The sequence below is a fragment of the Nocardia flavorosea genome, from assembly GCF_015477805.1.
In the GTDB taxonomy this organism is placed as follows: Bacteria; Actinomycetota; Actinomycetes; order Mycobacteriales; family Mycobacteriaceae; genus Nocardia; species Nocardia flavorosea_A.
The window spans coordinates 968687-992634 of sequence record NZ_JADLQL010000002.1 but is presented as its reverse complement, the minus strand read 5'-3'; the positions used below and the strand labels follow the sequence as shown (position 1 = coordinate 992634).

Annotated in this window: 17 protein-coding genes; 16 read left to right on the top strand and 1 reads right to left on the bottom strand. The window is 67.0% G+C overall.

The window, feature by feature from the left end:
- Positions 1-334: 334 nt before the first annotated feature.
- Entirely contained in the window at positions 335-1192 is an 858-nt protein-coding gene (locus IU448_RS13455; RefSeq protein ID WP_195055851.1) for an HAD family hydrolase, read from the top strand.
- A 640-nt stretch (positions 1193-1832) separates the two neighbouring features.
- Here IU448_RS13455 and IU448_RS13450 read toward each other — a convergent pair.
- Positions 1833-4184 (bottom strand): N-acetylmuramoyl-L-alanine amidase, encoded by a 2352-nt coding sequence (locus IU448_RS13450; protein WP_195055850.1) that lies wholly within the window; start codon positions 4182-4184, stop codon positions 1833-1835.
- A gap of 238 nt (positions 4185-4422) precedes the next feature.
- On the opposite strand from IU448_RS13450, the gene IU448_RS28925 reads away from it, so the two are divergent.
- The 15 genes from IU448_RS28925 (at position 4423) to IU448_RS13375 (ending at position 23873) form a co-directional block, all read left to right on the top strand.
- A complete protein-coding gene (locus IU448_RS28925; RefSeq protein ID WP_228812681.1) occupies positions 4423-6123 on the top strand; it encodes a SpoIID/LytB domain-containing protein in 1701 nt (566 codons plus the stop codon).
- 85 nt (positions 6124-6208) lie between these two features.
- A complete protein-coding gene (locus IU448_RS13440; RefSeq protein ID WP_195055849.1) occupies positions 6209-6982 on the top strand; it encodes a MerR family transcriptional regulator in 774 nt (257 codons plus the stop codon).
- 135 nt (positions 6983-7117) lie between these two features.
- A complete protein-coding gene (locus tag IU448_RS13435; RefSeq protein ID WP_195055848.1) occupies positions 7118-7744 on the top strand; it encodes a hypothetical protein in 627 nt (208 codons plus the stop codon).
- A gap of 174 nt (positions 7745-7918) precedes the next feature.
- The gene (gene glf, locus IU448_RS13430; RefSeq protein ID WP_195055847.1) at positions 7919-9148 is read left to right on the top strand and encodes a UDP-galactopyranose mutase; all 1230 of its coding nucleotides are present in this window, start codon (positions 7919-7921) and stop codon (positions 9146-9148) included.
- Positions 9145-11079, top strand: a complete 1935-nt coding sequence (locus IU448_RS13425) for a glycosyltransferase (RefSeq protein WP_195055846.1) — start codon at positions 9145-9147, stop codon at positions 11077-11079. The genes glf and IU448_RS13425 overlap by 4 nt, the downstream gene beginning before the upstream one ends.
- A gap of 5 nt (positions 11080-11084) precedes the next feature.
- Positions 11085-11651 carry a phosphatase PAP2 family protein gene (locus tag IU448_RS13420; RefSeq protein WP_195055845.1) on the top strand — a complete coding sequence of 189 codons (567 nt, stop codon included), beginning with the start codon at positions 11085-11087 and terminating at the stop codon, positions 11649-11651.
- 1 nt (position 11652) lies between these two features.
- The gene (locus tag IU448_RS13415) at positions 11653-12579 is read left to right on the top strand and encodes a decaprenyl-phosphate phosphoribosyltransferase (protein ID WP_195056299.1); all 927 of its coding nucleotides are present in this window, start codon (positions 11653-11655) and stop codon (positions 12577-12579) included.
- Positions 12557-14518 carry a flagellar motor control protein ZomB gene (gene zomB, locus IU448_RS13410; protein WP_324188588.1) on the top strand — a complete coding sequence of 654 codons (1962 nt, stop codon included), beginning with the start codon at positions 12557-12559 and terminating at the stop codon, positions 14516-14518. The genes IU448_RS13415 and zomB overlap by 23 nt, the downstream gene beginning before the upstream one ends.
- Positions 14519-14688: 170 nt before the next feature.
- Positions 14689-15783, top strand: coding sequence for an alpha/beta hydrolase (locus tag IU448_RS13405; RefSeq protein ID WP_195055844.1), 1095 nt, complete (start codon positions 14689-14691; stop codon positions 15781-15783).
- A 284-nt stretch (positions 15784-16067) separates the two neighbouring features.
- Positions 16068-17117, top strand: coding sequence for an alpha/beta hydrolase (locus IU448_RS13400; protein ID WP_195055843.1), 1050 nt, complete (start codon positions 16068-16070; stop codon positions 17115-17117).
- A 436-nt stretch (positions 17118-17553) separates the two neighbouring features.
- Positions 17554-18573: an alpha/beta hydrolase gene (locus IU448_RS13395; protein WP_195055842.1), complete on the top strand. Its 1020-nt coding sequence runs from the start codon at positions 17554-17556 to the stop codon at positions 18571-18573.
- Positions 18574-18749: 176 nt separating this feature from the next.
- Positions 18750-20600 carry an alpha/beta hydrolase-fold protein gene (locus IU448_RS13390; protein WP_195055841.1) on the top strand — a complete coding sequence of 617 codons (1851 nt, stop codon included), beginning with the start codon at positions 18750-18752 and terminating at the stop codon, positions 20598-20600.
- 359 nt (positions 20601-20959) lie between these two features.
- Positions 20960-21502 (top strand): DUF732 domain-containing protein, encoded by a 543-nt coding sequence (locus tag IU448_RS13385; RefSeq protein WP_195055840.1) that lies wholly within the window; start codon positions 20960-20962, stop codon positions 21500-21502.
- A 63-nt stretch (positions 21503-21565) separates the two neighbouring features.
- Complete coding sequence (locus tag IU448_RS13380) at positions 21566-22507, top strand: cutinase family protein (protein ID WP_324188587.1); 942 nt, start codon at positions 21566-21568, stop codon at positions 22505-22507.
- 346 nt (positions 22508-22853) lie between these two features.
- Positions 22854-23873: an LLM class F420-dependent oxidoreductase gene (locus IU448_RS13375; protein WP_195055838.1), complete on the top strand. Its 1020-nt coding sequence runs from the start codon at positions 22854-22856 to the stop codon at positions 23871-23873.
- The last annotated feature ends 75 nt before the right edge of the window (positions 23874-23948 follow it).

Here is a 23948-nt window from a genome sequence, read left to right as displayed (position 1 = left end):
GCAGGCCCGTCCGGCCGGGGCGCTGGAGACCGTTCGAGTCGGAACATCGCGGGCCGTTCGGCCGTGAGCATCGCGGGCCGTTCGGCCGTGAGCATCGCGGGCCGTTCGGCCGTGAGCATCGCGGGCCGTTCGGCCGTGAGCATCGCGGGCCGTTCGGCCGTGAGCATCGCGGGCCGTTCGGCCGGGACATCGTGGACCGTTCGGCCGGGGCATCGTGGCGGCCCGCACGGCACCGTGGACACGTCCGGTCGGTGTACTGCGGGCCCGTCCGGTCGGTGACTGTGGACACGTCCGGTCGGGACACTGCGGAGCCCGCCGGCCGGGACACAGCAGAATGGACGAGGTGACCGCATCGCAACTGCCCAAACCCAAGCTTGTGGCCTCCGACGTGGACGGCACTCTGATCGATCCCTACGAACGTGTCACCGCGCGGACCCGGGATGCCGTGGCGGCGCTGGTGGCCGACGGAGTGCAGTTCGTGCTGGCGACGGGGCGGCCGCCGCGGTGGATTGCCCCGGTGGTCGCGGGGCTCGGGTTCGCGCCGCTGTGCGTGTGCGGTAACGGGGCCGTGCTCTACGACCCCGAAACCGACCGGGTGCTGAGCACCACCGTCCTGGACGTGCCGACACTGGCCTGGCTCGCCGACCTGGCGGAGAAGGTACTTCCCGGATGTGGCCTGGCGGCCGAACGAGTGGGCGCCAGCGCCCACGATGCGGCGACACCGCAGTTCGTGAGCTCGCCGGAGTATGTGCATGCCTGGCTGAACCCCGACGATACGGCCGTGGCACGCGAGGAGGTCATCGCCTCCCCGGCGATCAAAATGCTGATCCGGCTACCGGGGGTCGACAGCGGCGAGATGGCGGCGACGCTGGCCGGGCATATCGGTGACCGGGCGGATATCACCTATTCGACCGACCACGGGCTGGTCGAGGTCTCCGCGCCCGGCGTCACCAAGGCGCACGGATTGCGCCTGATCGGTGAGCGGTTCGGGATCGACCCGGCCGAAATGGTCGCGTTCGGCGATATGCCCAACGATGTGCCGATGCTGCGGCTGGCCGGGCTGGGCGTGGCGATGGGACATGCGCACCCGGAGGCAATCGCGGCCGCGGACGAGGTGACCGGCACGAACTCCGAAGACGGGGTCGCGCAGATACTGGAACGCTGGTGGCCGCGGGGCGGTTCGCGCCGCTGAGCGGATTCGCGCCGGCAGCTCGCGTGCGGGTGGGCGACCCGGCAGGCCACTCCATCGGCTCGGGGCTCGGCCCGAACAACATCCGATACAAGCAGACGCTGTCCGTCGGCGGATACCCCGCGCCGCCTCTACGGCAGGCGCGTGCCGAGGGGCCCGATGAAATCGTCACGCAGCTTGCGCGGCGCACAGTCGGTGCGGCCGGTTCCTGTTCTGTTCTCGAGCGGCCGGTGCAGGCGGTGCCGCCGGCTCGCCGACAGGGGCGGGTGTCGGTCGAAGATCTCCAACCGCGGGAGTCCGCCCGCCTTCGTGCGGTCACTGGCAGTGGCCGGTAAGCACGGGCCGGACCTGAAAAAGACCGGCCGGAGGCAGAACGCGTCGACAGTGGCGCACGGCCGGCACGGGGATCCGGACTCGGTTCAGGTGGTCGGTCCGATGGCATCGCTCCGCTGGTGATTGCCGGGCCCGGTGGAGTCGCGTCAGACGGGCAGGGCGGCGATGCCGGCGAAATTACCCGTCGTAGCCGTCGGTTTCGCCGGAACCCGGCAGCGAAGCACCGGCCGGGCGTAGGTGCACACTGGCCGGGCGGACAAATGACCGCGCCGACCGTGGCTCACGGTCGGCGCGGAGGTCCGGACTCGATTCAGGCTGCCGGGGCGGGCGGGGCGACTGGTTCACTGGTGCTTGCCGGGGCCGGTGGGGACCCTTCCGGCCCGGTCGGGGCCGGTGGTGGGGTAGGCGGTTGCTGCTCCTGGGCGTCGGGCGCGCCGGCGTATGCCGGTTGTCCCGTGGGCGTTTCGTGGATCGGCGTACCGGCCGGTGGTGGCGCGACGGAATTGCTCGGCGTGGAACTGTCTCCAGGAGCAGGAGCAGGAGCAGGAGCAGGAGCAGGAGCAGGAGCAGGAGCAGGAGCCTGTGCTGGGGCGGGCGCCTGTGCTGGGGCGGGCGCCTGTGCTGGGGCAAGAGCCTGCGGGGCCTGAGCCAGCGCTTGCGGCTGCGGTGCGGGGGTTGCCGACGCCGGTGCGGGAACCCCCGGTACCCCGCCGTGTACAGGCGGTGGGGCGGCGAGCGCGGGCGCCGGTGTCGGGGTGATCCCCTGCGGCAGACCCGGTGCGGGCAGTGGAGCGGCCGGTGGGTGCGGTGGTTGGCCGGGCGCGCCCTGGACCTGCTGCTGGTTGAGTTCGTTGTAGGTCTTCCACAGCGTGCTGACCACATCGGTCGCCTGGTTCAGGATCAGCGAACCGTTCTGGAAATCGGCGCGCAAACCCTCGGGTACCGGGTACGGGCTGGTCAACGGCAGGCCGAGGGCTCCGGCGTCGGCGCCGAGTTCGAGGAAGCGGTCCAGAATCTTGCCGACTACCTCGTGAGCCTGCCCGTCGGGGGAGGTGTAGACGTAGCCGTTCACGAATTTCGCGTACTGCTGGCCCTGCGTTGCGGGCAGCGGTTCGGATGCGGCCTGGCCGAGCGGGCCGTCGGGGCCGCCCTTGGAGACCCAGTATTTGGCGATCAGGTTGTCGTTGACCATGGTCAGCAGCTTCGCGGTGAGGTCGGCGAGGGCGGCCAGGTCGGAGCGGGAGGCCTGGCTGCGCGGTGACTGCGATTGCGATTGGGTTCCGCTCGCTTCCCCGGCGGCGATGGTGCGGATGCGGTCCATCTGCGCGTAGGCGGCATCGCCCGGGCAGCTGGTGTTGCCGACGTCGCGGTGCGCGAAGACGATCGGCAGTTTCACCTCTTCTCCGCGGGCGTACGGGGTGAACTCCGTGCCCTCCGAATACATTGTCGTATGGCCCTTGGGGTCGAGTCCGGCGATCTTCGCGCGCCAGCCGACGAATTTCCCGGTGGCTTCGATAGCGGCGTCGGTGGGCTGTTCGACCTGGTAGTCGCCCATGATCGCGACCCCGGAGGTGTTCTCGTTGAATCCGCCCGCGTGGGCGCCCTGGACCGGCTCGTTCAGTCCGCCGTAGCGGCCCTCGAAGATCTGCCCGTATTTGTCGACCAGGGCGTTGTAGCCGATATCGCACCAGCCGAGCGTCTGTGAGTGATAGGCGTAGATGGCGCGCACGATTCCGGCCGATTCGCCCTTGCTGTAATCGTTGCGACCGGCGGTGTGGTGCACGGTGATACCGCCGAGGCCGTCGTCGTAGGTGGGTTCCTGGCAGCGGATGGATTCGTCGGCGCCCCATTGGTTGCGGGTGATCACCCGCGGTCCGCCGCCGGGCAAGGCGGCTGCGATGTCCTGCAGCTTATCGTCGACAGCGCCGCGACCGGGGTCGATCAGGACGGCGGTGAGATCGGGGGGCGGCTCTTGTTCACCGGCCGCGGCCGGCGTGGGGGTCAGCGGCCCGCCCGGGTTCTGCTGCGGTTTGCGGGTGACCAGAACCTGCACCGCGGTGGTGTTGCCGACGTAGATCGGATCGGTGCCCGCGGGCGCGCCCTCGGCCACACCGTCGGCGCCGTCGATCGGGCCGGCTTCGTACCACTGGCCCCAGGCGCCGTCGGGCTGTTTCGCGCGGACCATGACGGTCGTGTTCGCCAGGTCGGGCGCGGTGAGGGCGACCATACTGAACGGCTCTTCCCGGGTCAGCTCTTTGACCTGGGCGCCGACTGCGTTCATGAATTCAGGGGGGATGACGCCGGGGGTGAGCGCCGGCGTGTCGGCGGCGGGGGTGCCGCTGCCGGGGGCCCCGGTGACGAATCCGGGAACCTGCTGCCGGCCGGGGATCCGGTCCGGGGTGAGTTCTGGTAGATCGAGCGCCTGTAAGTCCGATAAGTGCAGGTCGGGTAATTGCAGGCCGGTCAATTCGGCCAGTGGCAGGACGATATCGGTGGCGTTTTTCAATGCCAGCTCGGTGAGCAGGGGTGGGACGGCGGTGAGTTCCACCTGGTCGGCCGTTTTGTGTGGGCTGACGACCGTGGGGACCAGGATCGGCCCTGCTACCGCAATCAGCGCGACAACCGGCAGGACGTAGGAACGCTTCGGTTTGCGGTAGGGCACGAGCTTCTCCAATCAGGGTTGCAACCGGTGATCGGTGAGCAAGTCATGCTTGCGTACTCGAGTCTCACAGACCACACTAGCCACATTCGTCACAAATCTAAACCTGAGGTTGAGGCTTACCTGGTCGCTCGAATGTAGCTCCCGGAGCGTGGCCGATCGATCCGACATGCCGACGTCGTGTCGAGGCAAACGTCCGGGCGAACCGAATGGGAGTGCTCGTATGCCATATCGAAACCGCATGAATTCTTCGAAAGTTTCGCTGCGCCTTTCCAATCCGCTGGTAACGCGCCGATTACCCGGTTCCGTGCGAGGGCGCCGGATCAGGCCGGGACCGTTGTTCGCCTGTGGCACCACCGCCCTGGTGATCGGCGGATCGTTACTGATGCCCTCGGCCGGCGAGGTATACCGGATGGTTGCCGAGGCCGGACCCGGGCACGGCCGGGGGCTCAGTCAGCACGGCGCCCTGCAGAATGCGCACAACGGCCAGAGCGTCGAGCAGATCCTCGGGCACTACTACCCGGGCGCCGAGATCGGTACCGTCGGCCCGGCTTCGGTATCGGTCCGGCTGCAGGGCTACGACGGAGCCGAACCGGTTGTCTTCTCGGACGCGGGTGCCAGGGTCGCGGGCCGACTGCTGAAACCGGGAGAAGCTGCCCGTCTGATACCTCTGGCGGATGGTGGCGCGCATATCGTGGTCACCGACGGATGCGAGGGTGCCGTCCTCTGGGAGACCTCCGCCGGCGACCCCTGGGTCTATCCGGTCGATCCGAACCCCAACCGTCCGGCGAACGAGCACCTGACCCTGTGTGGTGGCGGGACCTACCGGGGCTCCTTGGGGGTCGCCAGTGAGAACGGTGAACCCCGCACGGTCAACCGCGTCGACATTCAAGACTATCTGCTCGGCGTGATTCCGGCGGAAATGCCCGCCGGCTGGGACCCTGTGGCGCTCGAGGCCCAGGCCATCGCGGCGCGCTCCTACGCCCTCGCCGAAACCCGCTGGCCGTACGCGCAAACCTGCGATACCACCGACTGCCAGGTCTACACCGGTACCGCCCAGGAGGATCCACGCACCACGGCCGCAGTAGAGGCGACCGCGGGCCGGGTGCTGTTGCGTGACGGGCGGATTCTGCGGTCGGAGTATTCGGCCGCTCCCGACGGCGGGCAACCCGCCGATATCCAGACTTTCGAGGTGGGCCCGACCCCCGCGGAACTCGCGGTCGCGGGCCCCATGCCGGCTGCTCCGGCCGACCCGGAGATCCAGGCGGCGCTGCCCGACCGCGCCACGCCGAGTGTGCCCGGTGACTCCGTACCGTCGGTGTCGCCGGAAGGCGACAAGTCGAGCCCGAACGCAGGCGCGCCGGTGCCGCGGACCCCGGAAGGCAGCCTGCCGGTGTCGCCGGACGGCAAGAATCCGGCGCTGCCCGGCGTGCAACCGGGCGAAACGCCCTCGCCGATCGATACCGCCTACGCGGAAATGGGCGGCGTACACAGTGTGGTCGGCCGGCCCGTCACCCCGGAAATGCCGCTGCCCGACGACGCCGGGAGCTATCGGTTGTTCGAGAACGGCGTCATCGTCTACACCCCGACTCTCGGGGCGCAGGTCGTCGACTTCACCACGCTCATGCAGATGGTGCCGAATCTGGAGGATCCCGCGGCGGGCAGCTCCGGATCGGAAGCGGCCGAGCCGGGTGGCACCGATTCCGGTAGTTCGGGAACAGCCGAGCCCGGGGCTGCCGATTCGGGCAGTTCGGGAACGGGCGAAGGCGCCGCCTCCGGTGCGGCTCCGGCCCGGGTGCCCGCCGGGCGCGCCGGCGCCGCGGATACGCCGCAGGCCGGGGCCGATGGGCCGGTGCTGCCGGGCGACCGCCCGGCCGCGATACCGGGTGCCCAGAAAATCCCCATGGACCTGGAAGTGACCGACCTTTCCGGTGGTTCGTGAATGCCGCCCCGCGATCGCTTGACCTTTACGCAGCGTCAACTTGCACTCTGGGGAAACCGACGCGATACGGAAGAGGTGAGTGGTCGTGGGCGCGGGTTCGAACACCGGCGAATGGTCCATCCAGGAGCTGGCCAGGGCGGCCGGCACCACCAGTCGTACGCTGCGCCACTACGGGCAGCTGGGACTGCTGCCGCCCAGCCGGATCGGCTCCAACGGCTACCGCTACTACGACGAGCGTTCCCTGGTGCGACTGCAGCGCATCCTGCTGCTGCGCGAACTCGGCGTGGGCCTGCCCGTGATCGGGGAGATCCTGGCCGGGGAACGGGACACCGCCACCGCTCTGCGTGCACAACTGGACCTGTTGCACGGTGAACAGGACCGGATCCGCCGCCGGATCGAGTCGGTACGCACCACATTGGGCAAATTGGAGAGAGGTGAACGGCTCGTGGCAGCAGAAGTTTTCGAAGAATTCGACCATACGCAATACAAGGATGAGGTCACCGAGCGCTGGGGCGCGCAGGCGTACGAACGCGGCGACCGGTGGTGGAAGGCGCTCACCCCGGAACAGAAACAGCGGTTCCAGCAGGACCAGCTCGATATCGCCGCGGACTACGGCCGGGCGTGGCAGGCGGGGTTGGCGCCGGACAGCGCCGAGGTTCTGGAGATCACCCGACGGCACTACGAATGGGTGACGGCAGGCTGGCAGAACCGGCGACCGTGTGCGAAGGAATTCGCCGGGCTCGGTGAAATGTATGTCGCCGACGAACGTTTCGGGGTCAACTACGATCGGCACGGGAAGGGCACGGTGGAGTTGGTTCGCGACGCGATGAAGTACTACGCGGACACCTATCTCGAATAGAAAACGGCACAGCGCAAGTGTCCGCACACGAAAGGTGTGCGGACACTTGCGTTTCACACCGGCTGGGGCGAGACGTCGGCGAACTTTACTGCGGCACGGTAGAGTTCCCCGAAACCTTTACGAGGGGGAGGTCCCATGAGTTATCCGTATGGTCAGCCGCCGCATCAGCCGGGGTATCCGGCTCCGGGGTTCGGCTACCCGCCCCCGGCCTATGCGGCCGCGCCCGGCCCGTACGGACATCCGCCCGCGCCGAGCGGGGGAACCGGTATCACCGCCGGTATTCTCGCGTTGCTCGGCGGGCTGGTCAGCGCGATCACGGCCATCTCGATGTATGTCCTCGCCTTCGCCACCTCCGAGAGTTCGCTGACCAACGGAGCCGTACTGGCGACCGGAGCGCGCCGCCGCAGCAGTTCCTCCAGCAGTAGCAGCGGGCCCGATATCGACATCGATTTCGAATTCGCCGGAATCGGAATAGTCTGGGGCCTCATCTACACGGTGATCGCGCTGGCCCTGTTGATCGGCGGGATCATGTTGTTGCGCCGCCGCAACGCCGGGCGGGTCACGGTGATCGTCGGTTGCGTCGCTTTCGTGATTCTCTCGGTTCTCATGCTCGGTATCGTCAACCTCATCTCCGGCCTCTTCGCCCTGTTGACGCTGATCCTGGCGGCTGTCGGCTCCACCAAGCGCTGGATCGACGCCGCCCGGATGCCCGCTGTGCCCGCCATGGCGGGCGGCTACGGAGCCACCCCGTACGGCTACTGATGATCCACGAATCACTCCGGTGCCGATGTCTGCCCTCCGCGGGCATCGGCCCGGGATGTTCGACCATGGCGTACGGTTCCGGCGCGGACCGTTCGGAACCATCTCACCTGCTGTAACCAACTGTCCCCTGATCCCGACTGGCGCCGGGGAATGCTTCCGATACGCTGGGCTCCCGTGACCGCCGCATCGTCTCCGGGTAACTCAGATAACAACGCACAGTTCGACCTGATCGTCGTCGGCTCAGGTTTCTTCGGGCTGACCGTCGCCGAGCGCAGCGCGAACTTACTCGGTAAGAGAGTTCTCGTGCTGGACCGCCGTCCGCATATCGGCGGTAACGCCTATTCGGAGCCCGAACCGGAAACCGGTATCGAAATCCACAAATATGGTGCACATCTGTTCCACACCTCGAACAAGCGCGTTTGGGACTATGTCACGCAGTTCACCGAGTTCACCGGATATCAGCACCGCGTTTTCGCCATGCACAAGGGCCAGGCCTATCAGTTCCCGATGGGGCTGGGCCTGGTCTCGCAGTTCTTCGGCCGGTATTTCACCCCGGAGGAGGCCCGCGCGCTGATCGCCGAGCAGTCCGCCGAGATCGAGACCGCCGATGCGCAGAACCTCGAGGAGAAGGCGATCTCGCTGATCGGCCGCCCGCTCTACGAGGCGTTCGTCCGCGATTACACCGCCAAACAGTGGCAGACCGACCCCAAGGAGCTGCCGGCCGGCAATATCACCCGGCTGCCGGTCCGCTACACGTTCGACAACCGCTACTTCAACGACACCTACGAGGGCCTGCCCAAGGAGGGGTACACGAAGTGGCTGGAGAACATGGCGGCCAGTGAGCTGATCGAGGTCCGGGTGGACACCGACTGGTTCGACGTACGCGATGAGCTGCGCGCACAGAACCCGGACGCCCCGGTGGTCTACACCGGCCCGCTGGACCGGTACTTCGACTACGCCGAGGGCGAGCTGGGCTGGCGCACGATCGACTTCGAAACCGAGGTCCTGCCGACCGGCGACTACCAGGGCACCTCGGTGATGAACTACAACGACGCGGATCCGCCCTACACCCGCATCATCGAACCCCGGCATTTCCACCCGGAACGGGACTATCCGACGGACAAGACGGTCATCATGCGCGAGTACTCGCGTTTCGCCAAGACCGGCGACGAACCGTACTATCCGATCAACACCCCTGAAGACCGAGCCAAACTGACCGCGTATCGCGCGCTGGCCAAGCAGGAGACGGCCTCGGCGAAGGTCCTGTTCGGCGGCCGTCTCGGTACCTACCAGTACCTGGATATGCATATGGCCATCGCGAGCGCACTGAACATGTTCGACAATGTGCTGCGGCCGCATCTGGAGTCGGGTGCACCGCTGGCCGAGGAGAACAACAACGTATGACCTCCGCATCACTGACGCACAGCACGTCCGCCACCCGTGCGAAATCGCTCTTGCAGCGGGTGATCCTGCCCCGCCCGGGCGAGCCGCTGGACGTGCGCACCCTCTACCTGGAGGAGTCGGCGACCAACGCGCGGCGCGCGCACGCCACCACCCGGACCTCGCTCTCGGTGGGCGCGGAGTCGGAGGTGTCGTTCTGCACCTATTTCAACGCGCTGCCGGCCAGTTACTGGCGGCGCTGGAGCATGCTCGATTCGGTGGTGCTGCGGTTGGAGCTGGCCGGGCACGGCCGGGTCGATATGTACCGGTCCAAGGCGGACGGGTCGCGGATCCACGTGCAGGGTCGCGAGTTCGCGGTGGCGCCGGGCGCCGAAACCGTCACGCTCGAACTGGAGACCGATTTCGGACCGTTCGAGGACGGCGGCTGGCTCTGGTTCGATATCACCACCGATACCGCGGTGACGTTGGTGTCCGGCGGCTGGTACGCACCGATCGAAGCGCCCGGGGAGGGCCGGATCGCGGTCGGTATGCCGACGTTCAACCGTCCCACCGACGCGGTGAAAACGCTGGCCGCGCTGGGCGCAGATCCGCTGGTGCTGGCGCAGATCGACGCGGTGATCATTCCGGATCAGGGCACCCGCAAAGTGGTCGACGAACCGGGGTTCGACGAGGCCGCCGCCGTGCTCGGTGACCGGCTCGCCATTCACGATCAGCCGAACCTCGGCGGATCCGGCGGCTACAGCCGGGTGATGTACGAGGCGCTGAAATCGACCAGTGCCGAATACATCGTCTACATGGACGACGATATCGAGATCGAACCCGATTCGATTCTGCGCGCCCTGGCTTTCGCCCGTTTCGCCGAATCCCCGGTGCTGGTGGGCGGCCAGATGCTCAACCTGCAGGAACGTTCGCATCTGCATGTGATGGGCGAAGTGGTCGATCGCAATATCTTCATGTGGTCGGCGGCGCCGAATGTCGAATACGACCACGATTTCGCGAAGTATCCGCTGCGCGACCGGGACAATTCGAAACTGCTGCACCGGCGTATCGACGGCGATTTCAACGGCTGGTGGACCTGCGTCATTCCGCGGCAGGTGGCCGAACAACTCGGGCAGCCACTGCCGCTGTTCCTGAAGTGGGACGATGTCGAATACGGATTGCGGGCCCGCGAGGCCGGTTATCCGACGGTCACCCTGCCGGGTGCCGCGGTCTGGCATATGGCGTGGAGCGATAAGGACGACGCCATCGATTGGCAGGCCTATTTCCATCTGCGCAACCGTCTGGTGGTGGCCTCGCTGTACCAGCCGGGCAACGGGCGGGCCATGATCGCGCACACGGTCAAGGCGACCCTCAAGCATCTGCTCTGCCTGGAGTATTCGACGGTCGCCATCCAGAACCTCGCGATCCGCGATTTCCTGGCCGGCCCGCAGCGTCTTTTCGAACTGCTGCCCAGCGCGCTGGGCGCGGTACACGAACTGCGCAAACAATATCCGGACGCGGTGATCCTGCCGTCCTCGACCGAGCTGCCGCTGGCCAGCGGTATCGGGGTCGGCGCGGTCGGCGAACCGGCGAACCCGATCGCCAAGATCGTGCGACTCGGCAAGGGCGTGCTGAACAATCTGCGGCCGGCGCATCCGGAGCATCACGAGCGCCCGCAGCTCAATGTGCCGACTCTGGACGCGCGCTGGTTCCTGCTCTCCCAGGTCGACGGTGTCACCGTCACCACCGCTGACGGACGCGGTGTGGTGTACCGCAAACGGGATCCGCGGCAGGCGTACGGCCTGTTCCGCGAGGCGCTGCGGTTGCGCAAGGAACTCGCCGACCGGATGCCGGAGATGCGGCAGCGCTACCGGGCCGCGCATGCGGAACTCACCGGTGCCGCCGCGTGGGAGAAGATTTTCGGAATCGACGGCAGTTCGGAGACCCAGCGGTGAACGCGATGAACCCGAGCCTGCAGGATTCGGCCGCCGGGCAGGCCCCGCCGGAAGTGCGGATCATCGAGGCGGTGCAGGGCGCCATCGCGACCCCGCCGGTGATCTCCGCGGCGCGCGGTATGTCGCATTTCGGGGAGCATGCGCTGGGCTGGGTCGCGATCGCCGCGGCCGGAGCGCTGGCCGACAAACCCCGGCGGCGGCAGTGGGCCGGGGTGGCCGTGGGTGCCCTCGGCGCCCACGCGGCGTCCATCGTGATCAAGCGCGTCGTTCGCCGTCCGCGGCCGCACGCGCCATCAGTGCAGGTCAATGTCGGTACGCCCAGCAAGCTGAGCTTCCCGTCCTCGCATGCGACCTCGACTACGGCGGCGGCGGTGCTGCTCGGAAAATTGACCGGGCTACCCTTGCCTGCGGTGCTCGTACCGCCGATGTTGCTGTCCAGGGTCGTTCTCGGGGTGCACTACCCCTCCGATGTGATCGCCGGTTCCGCGCTCGGCGCCGCGTCCGCCGCCGTCCTGCTCGCCGCCGAAAAGAGACTCGACAGTGACCGTAAAAGACGAGAAGGCGCTGCCTGATATGAGTGAAGAGCCCACCGGCGTCGATCTGGCCGAAGCCGAGGTCAAGGGGCCGCCCAAGACCTTGGTGGGCGGTCTGATCAAGGCCGCTCGACCCCGCCAGTGGGTGAAGAACGTCCTGGTTCTGGCGGCGCCGATGGCCGCCGGGTCGGTCACCGATCTGGATGTGCTCGGTAGTGTCGCGATCGCGTTCGTGGTCTTCTGTATGGCGGCCTCGGGTATCTACCTGGTCAACGACGCGATGGACGTCGAGGCCGACCGGGCGCATCCCACCAAACGGTTCCGCCCGATCGCGGCGGGCGTGGTTCCGGTGAACCTGGCCTTCGCGCTGGCGGCGGTGCTGCTGATCGGTTCGGTGGGGCTTTCGTTCGCGGCGAACTGGCAGCTCGCCGCCGCCATCGGGGTGTACGTCGGCGTCCAGCTGGCTTACTGCTTCGGTCTCAAGCACCAGGCCGTCCTGGACATCTGCATCGTGTCCTCGGGCTTCCTGCTGCGCGCGGTGGCCGGTGGTGTGGCCGCCGGAATCCCGCTGTCGCAGTGGTTCCTGCTGATCATGGCCTTCGGGTCGCTGTTCATGGCGGCCGGTAAGCGGTACGCCGAACTACAGCTGGCGATCTCCACCGGGGCCAAGATTCGCAAATCCCTGGAGTACTACACCCCGACCTACCTACGATTCACCTGGAGCCTGGCTGCCACGGCGGTCGTGGTCTTCTACGGACTGTGGGCCTTCGAACAGGGTGCGGCCAAAGATACGGAGTGGTTCGCTCTCTCGATGATCCCGTTCACCATCGCGATTCTGCGTTACGCCGTGGATGTCGACGGTGGCGAGGCCGGGGAGCCGGAAGAGATCGCCTTCGGGGACCGCGTCCTGCAGTTGCTCGCCATTGCCTGGATCGGAGCGGTAGGTGTCGCTGTCTATCTCTTCTGACGAGATTGCGGTAGCCGAAAAAGAGAAGACCGGCGAGCGGGCTGCCACCGAGCAGTCCCGCTCGCCGGCGCGTCCCACCTGGATACCGCGTGCGGTGTTCGCGGGTGGGATCGTGGCGACCGTCGCGTTGCTCGCCTTCGGCGGCTGGCAACGGCGCTGGATCGCCGACGACGGTCTCATCGTCCTGCGCACCGTGCGTAACCTGCTGGCCGGTAACGGCCCGGTGTTCAACGCGGGTGAACGGGTGGAGACCAATACCAGTACGGCCTGGACCTACATCGTGTGGTTCTTCAGCTGGGTGACCCAGGCCCGGCTCGAATACGTCGTTCTGGGGGTCGCGCTCACGCTATCGCTGCTGGCGCTGGTGTTCGCGATGCTGGGCACGGGCAAACTGTGGGGTCCGGCCTCTTCGACACTGCTGCTGCCGGCCGGCGCGCTCGCCTATATCGCCGTCCCCCCGGCCCGCGACTATGTGACCTCCGGCCTGGAGAACTGCCTGGTCATCTGCTGGATCGCGCTGCTGTGGCTGCTGCTGATCCGCTGGAGCAAAGCCGAGCAGCCCGGTGTTCCGGGGCTGCTCGGGCTGGCTTTCCTGGCGGGCCTGGCCCCGTTGATCCGGCCGGAGATGGCGGTCGTCGGCGGGCTGGCGCTGCTGTTGATCTTCTTCGCTCCGATGCCGGCCTCCCGGTTGCGGCCGTGGCTGCTGCGCGGGCTGGTCGTCGCCGTGGCCGGTGCGGTACCGCTGTGCTACCAGATCTGGCGGATGGGTTATTACGGGCTGCCGTACCCGAACACCGCGGTCGCCAAGGACGCGGGCGGGGCGAAATGGGGGCAGGGCTTCACCTACCTGTGGGATCTCGCGGGCCCGTACTACCTCTATGTGCCGCTGGCGATTCTGCTGATCGCCGGTCTGGTGGCGGCGCGGGTGTACCGCGCCGAGCCGGCTGTCGTGGATTCGGCCGCGGAGCATGGGCCCGGGCGGATTCGGCGATTGCGTGCCCGGCTGCGGACCCCGGCCGCGGTGGTCACGCTGGTGCTGTGCGCCGCGGTGATCCTCACCGTCTACGCGCTGCGGGTCGGCGGCGATTTCATGCACGGCCGGATGCTGCTGCCGCAGCTGTTCCTGTTCCTGCTGCCGGTCGCGGTGCTTCCCCTGCGGTTGCCCGAGGGCGGGGTGCGGGCGCTGACGCGCCGGGACGCCCCGGCATTCGCGCTGATGGTGCTCGCGCTCGTGGGAACGGTGGTCTGGGCGTTGCTGGCCTCGGGTACCACCGCGATCAAAACCGGAACCAAGATCAATGAATCCGGCATCGTCGACGAACGTATCTACTACGTCCTCAACACCGGTCACGACCATCCGATTCGCGCCGAGGATTACCTCGACTACGCGCGGATGCGGCCCATGGTGGAAACCATCGAGAACACGCCCGACGGTGGCCTGCTGCTGAATTCGCCGTCGTTCATGTTCTGGTACGTGGCGCCGCCGCCGATGCCGATTCCGCCGGGCGGTGCGGGACATACGGTCTACTTCCTCAACTTGGGTATGACCAGCATGAACGTTCCGCTGGACGTCCGGGTCATCGATCCGATGGGCCTGGCCTTCCCGCTGGCGGCGCATACCGAACGGCTCGAAGACGGGCGTATCGGCCACGACAAGAGCCTCTATCCGGACTGGGTGATCGTGGAAACCGGCATGGTGGACCGCAAACCGTGGCTGCCTTGGTACATGGACGAGGACTGGGTGAAACAGGCCCATGTCGCCATGTCCTGCCCGCAGACCCATGCGTTGATGCTGTCCTACAAGGGACCGTTGACCTTCGAACGGTTCAAGCACAATCTGTTGCACGCCTTCGATTTCGCCTCCTACCGCATCGATCGCGTTCCGGAGTATGAGATTCAACGCTGCGGCCTGGTCGATCCAGTACCGCCCGTGCGCTGAGCTGCCGTTTCGCCTATAGCTTTCCGGCAGTGCGGGGTCGGCGTGGGTTCCGGACGGGCGGCTGTCGCCGTGTCACGCTATTGTGCTGGCGTCCGTTCTCGGTACGCACGCAGCCGGGAACCGGCGTCGGACCACGCGATCGATGGATCGCACGACGGAGGGCGGGAGCAATGCGAGGCGTTATCGGTCGCGGTCGAACGACCGGCCACCCGGCACGGCGGCTGGGTAGCCGGCTGAAACGAGCGGCGCTGCTCTCCCTGGCGGTTCTGCTGCCGGTGGGGATGTCGGTCGCCGGTCCGGACGCTCCGGCCTCGGCGCGTTACGACCCGGCGTTCGGATTCGATTTCTGGGTGGAATCCCCGGAGATGGGGCCGATCAAATCGCGTATCTTCCGCGCCGCGGACGGGAACACCGCCCGGGTCGTGTACGCGCTGGACGGTATGCGCGCCCGGGACGACCTCAGCGGCTGGGAGATCGATACCGATGTCGCCCGTGAGCTGACCAAGTGGAATATCAATGTGGTCATGCCGGTCGGCGGCCGTTCCAGTTTCTACGCGGATTGGAACGCGCCGAGCAACTTCTTCGGCCTGGGCAGTTCCGGTAGCGCCGGCGAGGCCACCGGGTCGGCTGCGGATACGGGCTCGGGACTGGCCTCGGGGTCCGCGGCCGGACTGGGCCGGTCGAACACCTACAAATGGGAAACCTTCCTGACCCGCCATCTGCGCTGGGCGCTGCACGACCGGCTCGGCTTCAACCCCAACGGAAACGGTGTGTTCGGGCTGTCCATGGGTGGCAGTGCGGCGCTCGCCCTCGCGGCCTACCATCCGGACCAGTTCCGGTACGCAGCTTCCTATTCCGGCTATCTGAACGTTTCCGCCCCGGGTATGCGCGAGGCCCTGCGGGTCGCCATGCTGGACGCCGGTGGTTTCAATATCGACGCAATGGCGCCACCGTGGAGCCCGCAGTGGCTGCGGATGGACCCGTTCGTCTTCGCGCCGATGTTGCGCGCCCACAACACCAGGCTCTGGATTTCGGCCGGAAGCGGGCTGCCCGCGGCCGCGGACGGGCTGGATGTGAACACCGTGAACGCCATGACGCTGGAAGCGCTGGCGCTGGTGAACACCAGGGCTTTCCAGGCCCGCATGATGTCGCTGGGCGCGAACAATGTCACCTACGACTTCCCGGCCGTCGGGGTGCACAACTGGCGGTACTGGACCGACGAGGTGTACCGGATGATCCCGGACCTGTCGGCGAATATCGGCTGATACCTGCCCTGTGCGGTCTCGGACCGCCCGTTTTGCGGAATCGTTGCCAGACCCTTCCGATCGGGTGGGCAGCAACGAAATCGCGGCCGCGTCACGCGTATGCGTGTGACCTGAGACACTATCTGGCAACATGAACGTGCATCTGGTCGATTGATACACCAGGAACATGTATCCAGGTAACGGCTTCCGCATCCAGCGGGTGCCGAGGTCTATGTATCCGATATGGGGCCGGTAACGTAGCTCGTGGTTTGCTGTCCGGCTGTCCAGGCGAAAGGTCTAGTCGAATGCGAAGTGCGCGAAGGCTCAGATCGGTCCGATCCCGGCGGTGGATCGGTCGTTGGGCACTGGGTATCACCGTGGCACTGCTCGCCCCGCTCGCGGTGGCGTTGTCCGATGCGGGTCCTCGGGCCGAGGCGGCGCCCAACCCGGCGGGGTTCGATTTCTGGGTCGATTCCCCGGAGATGGGGCCGATCAGATCGCGTATCTTCCGGGCCAAGGACGGCAATACCAACCGCGTCGTCTATGCGCTGGACGGTATGCGCGCCCCGGAGACGCACAGCGGCTGGGAGTTCGACACCAATATCGCCGATGCGCTCACCGACTGGAATATCAACGTCGTTATGCCGGTCGGCGGGATGTCCAGCTTCTACGCCGACTGGAATGCCCCGAGTTCCTTCTTCGGTGTGCCGCCGACCGGCTCTTCCTCGGGATCGGGCGCGCTCAACGTGATATCGGAGGGCCCCGGCAAAAGCTATCGCTACGCCTGGGAAACGTTTATAAATCAGCATTTGCGCTGGGCCTTGCGCGACCGGCTCGGGTTCAACCCGTACCGCAACGGCGTATTCGGATTGTCGATGGGCGGCAGCGGTGCGCTGACCCTGGCCGCCTATCACCCCGACCAGTTCAGTTTCGCCGGTTCCTACTCCGGTTACCTGAACATCTCCGCGCCGGGTATGCGCGAGGCCATCCGGCTGGCGATGATCGATGCCGGTGGATACAACGTCGATTCGATGGCGCCGCCGTGGGGTCCGCAGTGGCTGCGGATGGATCCGTTCGTCTTCGCGCCGCTGCTGCGCGACCACAACACTCGCCTCTGGATATCCGCTGGTAGCGGGTTGCCGGCACCGGCCGACGGTTTCAACGGCAATACGGTGAACGGGATGGCGCTCGAGGCGCTCGCGCTCGCCAACACGCGGTCGTTCCAGCTGCGGATGATGTCGCTGGGTGCGAACAATGTCACGTACTCGTTCCCGTCGGCGGGTATCCACTCGTGGACGTACTGGGAAGCCGAGGTTCATCGGATGATTCCGGATTTGTCGGCGAATATCGGATAACCGGCGGTCGTGGGTCCGCGGCACGGGCCCTCGATCACAGCAGTGTGCCCGCCACCGGGACTTCTCGGTGGCGGGCACACTGCTGTCGGTGTGAATTCGCCCATGGTTCGTATTCCGTTACACAAGCCCGGTCGGAGCCCGTTTTCGATAACGGGGGAATATCTCGGCCCACCGAGACATCAACGCCTCGGCAAGGTATCGTCACGGGGCGATCACAACGTTCTCGCGGCGGATTTCGGCCATCCGACAGCACGGCCTTGCTTGGGCTCGATGAGGTCGAATAAGGTCCAGCGAGCGCATCTGTGACCAGATCGTTGTAGCGCTGTCGGCCGATGGTTGGTCGGGACCGGCCGCCGGCGCCGCCGAGGAGAAACGGGGGTGTTGTCCGCGCAGCGGTGGCGTACAACACCACAACAGCAGAAAGAGAGCAGAATTCATGCGTTTCGGCAGGGCAGCCGGCCCGAAGAGAAGAATGGGGCGGTCACGGGCACCTCGCGGCTGGCGTAACCGGATTCTGGCAATCGGTGCGGCGGTATTCGCGCTACCGGTCGCTGCGGGTATCGCGGCTCCGACCGCCGTGGCCTCACCTGCGGCACCGGTGCACCGGGCCGGCCTGGAGGAACTGATGGTTCCCTCCAGCATGGGCCCCATCAAGGTCCAGGTGCAGTGGGCGGCCCGCGGCGGTAATGCCGGGCTCTACCTGCTCGACGGTCTGCGCGCCCGCGAAGACCGCAACGCCTGGTCCTTCGAGACCAATGCGCTCGAGCAGTTCGCGAACGACAACATCTCGCTGATCATGCCGGTCGGCGGCCAGTCCAGCTTCTACACCGACTGGTACTCGCCGAGCAATACCAACGGCCAGAAGTTCACCTACAAGTGGGAAACCTTCCTCACCCAGGAACTGCCCGCCTTCCTCGAAGGCCACGGCGTCTCCCGCACCAACAACGCGATCGCCGGCCTGTCGATGGGTGGTAGCGCCGCGCTGGCGCTGGCCGCCTACCACCGCGACCAGTTCAAGTCGGCCGCCTCCTACTCCGGCTACCTGAACATCTCGGCGCCGGGTATGCGCGAAGCCATCCGGATCGCCATGCTGGACGCGGGCCGTTACAACGTCGACTCGATGGCCGCCCCGTGGAGCCCGCAGTGGCTGCGCATGGACCCGTTCGTCTTCGCGCCGCAGTTGCGCGGCCTGCCGATGTACATTTCGGCGGCCAGCGGTCTGCCGGGCCCGCACGACAAGCCGGTCGGCGCCGTCGGTGCGTTCAACACCGGTAACGCCATGGCCCTGGAAGCGCTGTCGCTGGTGAACACCCGGGCCTTCCAGGCGCGGCTGAAGTCGCTGGGCATCGCCGCCCACTTCGACTTCCCGAACGTCGGCACCCACTCCTGGAAGTACTGGGAGAGCCAGCTCTTCGCCTCCCGCAAGATGTTCCTGGATTCCACCAACGGCTGGTGAGAAGAAGAACTCGCTGATCGGTTGCCGCTGAACCGATAGCATCGCGCAACGGCGCCACCTGCAGAGCAGTACACGCAGGTGGCGCCGTTGCTGTTTGCGGCCCACGGCGGTGATCAACTGATTTGCTGTCCGCGCGTCTACCGCGAATCCGCCGGTGACGGCGGTACAAACAGTGTGTGGCAGGGAAGAGACGCGCACGAGGGGGTTCGACCGGCCGATCCGGTACACACGCCCGGCGCGGGCTCGCCGTTCTGGCGGCCGCGCTGATATTGCCCTTCGCCGCGGCCCAGGCCCCGGCGCCGGCCCAGCCCACCGCGGCCGCCGCGCCCGCGACGATCCGCACTATCGTCTGGCATTCCGACCGGCACGTCGCCGTCTGGGTGAATTCACCTGCCATGGGCGCACCCATCCAGGTGCAGTTGTTGCTGGCGCGGGACTGGAACACCCGGCCGAACGCGAAATTCCCCGTTCTCTACATGCTCGACGGACTGCGCGCCACCGACGACGACAGCGGCTGGATCAAGGAGACAGGCGCGGTCGATTTCTTCGCCGACAAGAACGTCACCGTGGTGCTGCCGGTCGGCGGACAGGCCAGTTTCTATTCGGATTGGCTGGAACCGAACAACGGCAAGAACTACAAGTGGGAGACCTTTCTCACCGAGGAGCTTCCACCGCTGCTGGAAAGTCAATGGCGCGCCACCGATACCCGCGGAATCGCCGGACTCTCCATGGGCGGCACCGCGGCAATGTTCCTGTCCGCCCGCAACAGCGATTTCACGAAATTCGCCGCCTCCTACTCCGGTTTCCTCACCACCACGAGTACGGGTATGCCGCAGGCGATCCGGCTCGCCATGATCGACGCCGGCGGATTCGACGCCGCGGCGATGTGGGGTCCGCCCGGCAGCCCGCAGTGGGAGGAACACGATCCGGTGTATCTCGCCGACCGCCTGAAAGGTAAATCCCTCTACATTTCCAGCGGAACCGGCGCTTCCGGGAAGCACGACGAAGGATCCGAGATCCCGGGAGTCACCCCCAATATGTTCGGGATGGGGCTGGAGACACTGTCTTTGATCACCTCTCAGAATTTCGTCGCGAAACTGCACGAACTGCGTATCCCCGCGACCGTCAACTACCGCTCCGCCGGTACCCACACCTGGCCGTACTGGGACTTCGAAATGCGCCAGTCCTGGCCGCAGGCCGCCGCCGCGCTCGGTGTACCCGCCGCGAAACCGGAATGTGCCGTGGGCGGCGCCATCGGCGCCGCAGCGGACAACGGCCGGCTCGGCACCTGTCTCACCGGCGAGTACGGGGTGCCGGGCGGTGTGGCCCAGGATTTCCTGCACGGCCGGGTCTTCTTCAGCCCCGAGGCGGGCGCGCATCCGGTGGTCGGCCGGATCGGCGGCGGATACCAGGCCGTGGCCGGCCCGCACGGTGCGCTCGGCCTGCCGGTCGGCCCGGAAGCGCCGCTGCCGGACGGCCGGGGTCGCTATCAGCCGTTCCAGCACGGATCCCTGTACTGGACACCGGAAACCGGCGCGCAGATGGTGCGCGGGGCGATCCTGGCCGAATGGGGTCGCCAGGGGTACGAGGGCGGTCCGGCGAAATACCCGGTGGGGCCGGAAGTACCGACACCGCATCGCGATGGGGCCGTGCAACCTTTCGAGGGGGGCCCGTTCTACTTCAGCCCCGCCACCGGGGCGCACCGGGTGGAGGGCCTCATCCTCGGCAAGTACGCCGCACTGGGTTTCGAGAACAGCCGGCTCGGTTTCCCGGTGGCCGGCGAACTCCCGCTGAAGGATTTCGGCCGGTACAGCCGGTTCGAGGGCGGCAATATCTACTGGAGCCCGCTCTCGGGCGCCTGGGCGGTCCACAACGGTCCGATCATGGACGCCTGGCGCGATGCCGGATTCGAGAACGGGCGCCTGGGGTTCCCGATCAGCGACGAATTCGCCATTCCGGGCGGGGTACAGCAGAACTTCCAGCACGGCGTCATCACTGTCCGGGACAATCGGGCCGAAGTGCGCTGATGGCCCGGTGTGCCGGTGCGGGATTCGGTCCCGCGGAGGGGCCGGGCCGCTCCGCGCCTCATACGACTCGGCGGTATCGCCGGCACTCCGGGAGTGACGCGCTGGATCGCGTGCCGCCGGGGCGTTCGGTTCGGGCCGCAACGGCAGGGTGTCGTGTTGGTACGAATAGCCGATGTGCAGTGTGTGGTCGGGCACAGCGCAGCAGCATCCGGTGGGTGGTACTACCCTCGGTGGTCGCGGCCCGCGAGTAGCTCGCCGGGCCTGGACGTAACCGACGGTCAAACCAGTGGTTCGGCGGCGCTCGTCACGGGCGCCGTGAACCAGCGCGCAACGGCGCGCCGGAAAACAGGATGGAATGTATGTATCGGACCCGAGGCACGATGCTCGGTGTGGTGGCGGCCGTGGCGGCCGCCGGACTGCTCGCCGGCTGCGGCGACGAGGAATCGACCGCGACCAGCACCCCGACGCTGTCGACCCCGGCCGCCGCATCGTCCGAGAGCTCGGCGCCGGCTCCGGCTCCCGCGCCGGAGGAACAGGCCCCCGCGCCCGAGGCACCGGCTCCGGCTCCGGAAGAGCCGGCCGCACCGGAGGCACCCCCGGAGGAGATGGAACGCCCCGCGCCGGTGGAGCCCCAGGTAACCGAGACCGCGCAGCTCGGGCCCAAGGAGCAGACCTATATCGACGAGCTGGCGAAACAAGGTGTCACCCCTTCGGTCCCGGATACCGCGCTGAGTATCGGCTCGTATGTGTGCAGTCAGGTGGCGCAGGGAACCCCGGATCCCGCCATGCTCACCTGGGTGACCGCGATGGCCGGGGCCGATGCGGCGTTCGATCCCGCGAAGATGCCGGTCGAGCAGGCCGGACAGATCTACATCGATACCGCGAAAGCGCACTACTGCTAGTGGTTGCCGGTGAATAGGGGACGTTCCGGAGCCCGCCGGTCGCGGTCGGCGGGTTGTCTTACGGTGCTCGCGCTCGGCGTGGCCGGGCTCGTCATCGTGGTGCTGCTCTGGTACCTGCTGGCCGGATGCCTGCGCGAGCCGCCGCCGGGGCCCGGGCCGGGCCCGGGTCCGGAGGAGCCGACCAGTCAGCCGGCGAGCTGCCCGGATGTGCAGATGGTTTCCGTGCCGGGCACCTGGGAGTCCAGCAGTACCGACGACCCCTACAACCCGTCGGCCAATCCGGCGTCGCTGATGTTGAACATCAGCAATCCGGTGCGGGAGCAGTTCCCGTCGTCCCAACGCGTCGACGTGTACACGGTTCCCTACGTCGCCCAGTTCTCCAATCCGGTGGCATTCCCGCCGGACGGTCAGGCGTCCTACAACCTCTCGCGTACCGAGGGCACACGGCGGACATTCGATTTCCTGACCCAGCGTCACGAGGAATGCCCGCTCACCACGTACGTGCTCGCGGGGTTCTCGCAGGGCGCGGTGATCGCCGGGGATATCGCCGAGCAGATCGGCAAGGGCAACGGTCCCGTGCCGGCCGACCGCGTGCTCGGGGTGACCCTGATCGCCGACGGCCGCCGTTCCGGCGAGCCGGGCCCCGGGCAGCCCATTCAGGTGGGCACCCCACCGCCCGGGGTCGGCGCGGAGGTCGCACTCGCCGGACTGAGCGTGCCCGGAATCACGATGACCGGCGCGCGTGAGGGAGGTTTCGGCGAGATCGCCGATCGGGTGTACACCATCTGCGCGCCCGGTGACCTGATCTGTGATGCACCCCGTAATGCGCTCAGTCCCGCCAATGTTCTCGGCAGTCTGGGCACGCTGACGGCGGCGATCGGTAACCCCGTGCACAGCCTCTATCACAATTTCGTGGTGGAACCCGACGGCACGACCGCCACCCAGTGGGCGGCGAACTGGGCTATCGGTCTGGTGGAAAACGCCCCACGACCACCGCATTTGTGACTTGATCCCGGCAGATGTGCGTGTCCAGCCACCGGCAGGTGTGTGCGTCCGACCACGCGCGGGCACGCGATGCGGGGTGATACGCCCAGCCGGGTGCCGGCCGTGAATGGGCGGGATGGCGGCCCAGACACCTGCGTGGGCCGATCGGCTCGAGTAGGCCAAATTGTCCCTGGTGAGCCGCTATTACGGTGGCGGGGCGAAGTATGGGCGGCGTGTTGTGACAATTCACCGTACGCAGCGTGTTCCTTCCCCCGCAGCACGCTGTAAAGTGCGCTGGTGATCGCGCGTCCCGGCCCTGCGCCGGCCGGGATTCGCAGGGACTTCCGATATCCAGGAGCATGAGTTCATGACAGAAGCCGCCGCACCGGTGGATGAGTTGAGCGCGCTGGGCACTCCATTGCGAAAGTTCCGCTTCGCCGCCGCGGGCGAGGGGAACAAGCAGGAAGGTGGCGCCCGCAAGTTCATCCAGACGGCGCAGCAGGCCGAGGAATACGGCTACGACACCTTCGTGGTGCCGGATCATCTCGGTGACCAGATCGGTCCGATCGCCGCCCTCGGCGCGCTGTCCCAGGCCACCGACAAGATCCGCCTCGGCACCTCGGTGCTGGCCAACGGCTTCCGGCACCCGGTGGTGCTGGCCAAGGACCTCGCCACGATCGATGTGCTGTCGAAGGGCCGGCTCGAGGTGGGCATCGGGGCCGGCTGGAAGGCCGACGAATTCGCCGCGGCCGGGCTGGACTACGACCGTCCGGGGATCCGGCTGGCCAAACTCGACGAGACTCTCACCATTCTCGATGTGCTGCTGCGTGGGCAGGAATGCAACTTCGAGGGCAAGTACTACCAGGTGCGCGGCATCAAGGGGACTCCCCGGCCGCGACAGGGGCCGCGTCCGCCGCTGTGCACCGGCGGCGGTGGGCCGCGCATGCTGAAGCTGGCGGCCAAACACGCCGATATCATCTCGGTGGTCCCGGTCACCACGCCGAAAGGTCAGGGTCTGCTGTCCAGCATCACCCTCGAGAAGACCATCGAGAAGGTGAACCTGATCAAGGAAGCCGCCGGCGAGCGGTTTTCCCGGATCGAGCTGAACTGGGCGGTTACCGCGATCGTCATCACCGACGACCGGGAGAAGATGGCGGAAATGGCCCTCGCGGCCCTGGACCGCGGGCAGCTTCCCGATCTCGAGGTGGATGTGAAGCTCACTGTCTCCGACATCCTGAACTCCCCATATGTGGCCATCGGCACGTTCGAGGAGATCGCCGAGCAGATGCGCCGGGTGCGCCAACTCACCGGCATGTCCTATATCGGCATCTACCCGACCCAGATGGACGCTTTCGCGCCGGTGATTCCCTTGCTCCGGGAGGAGTGACAGGCTCATGTCTCTGTAACATGTCTCTGGTTTGAGAACATCTAGCCGATAGCGGTCACCGCGCAGACCGCACAC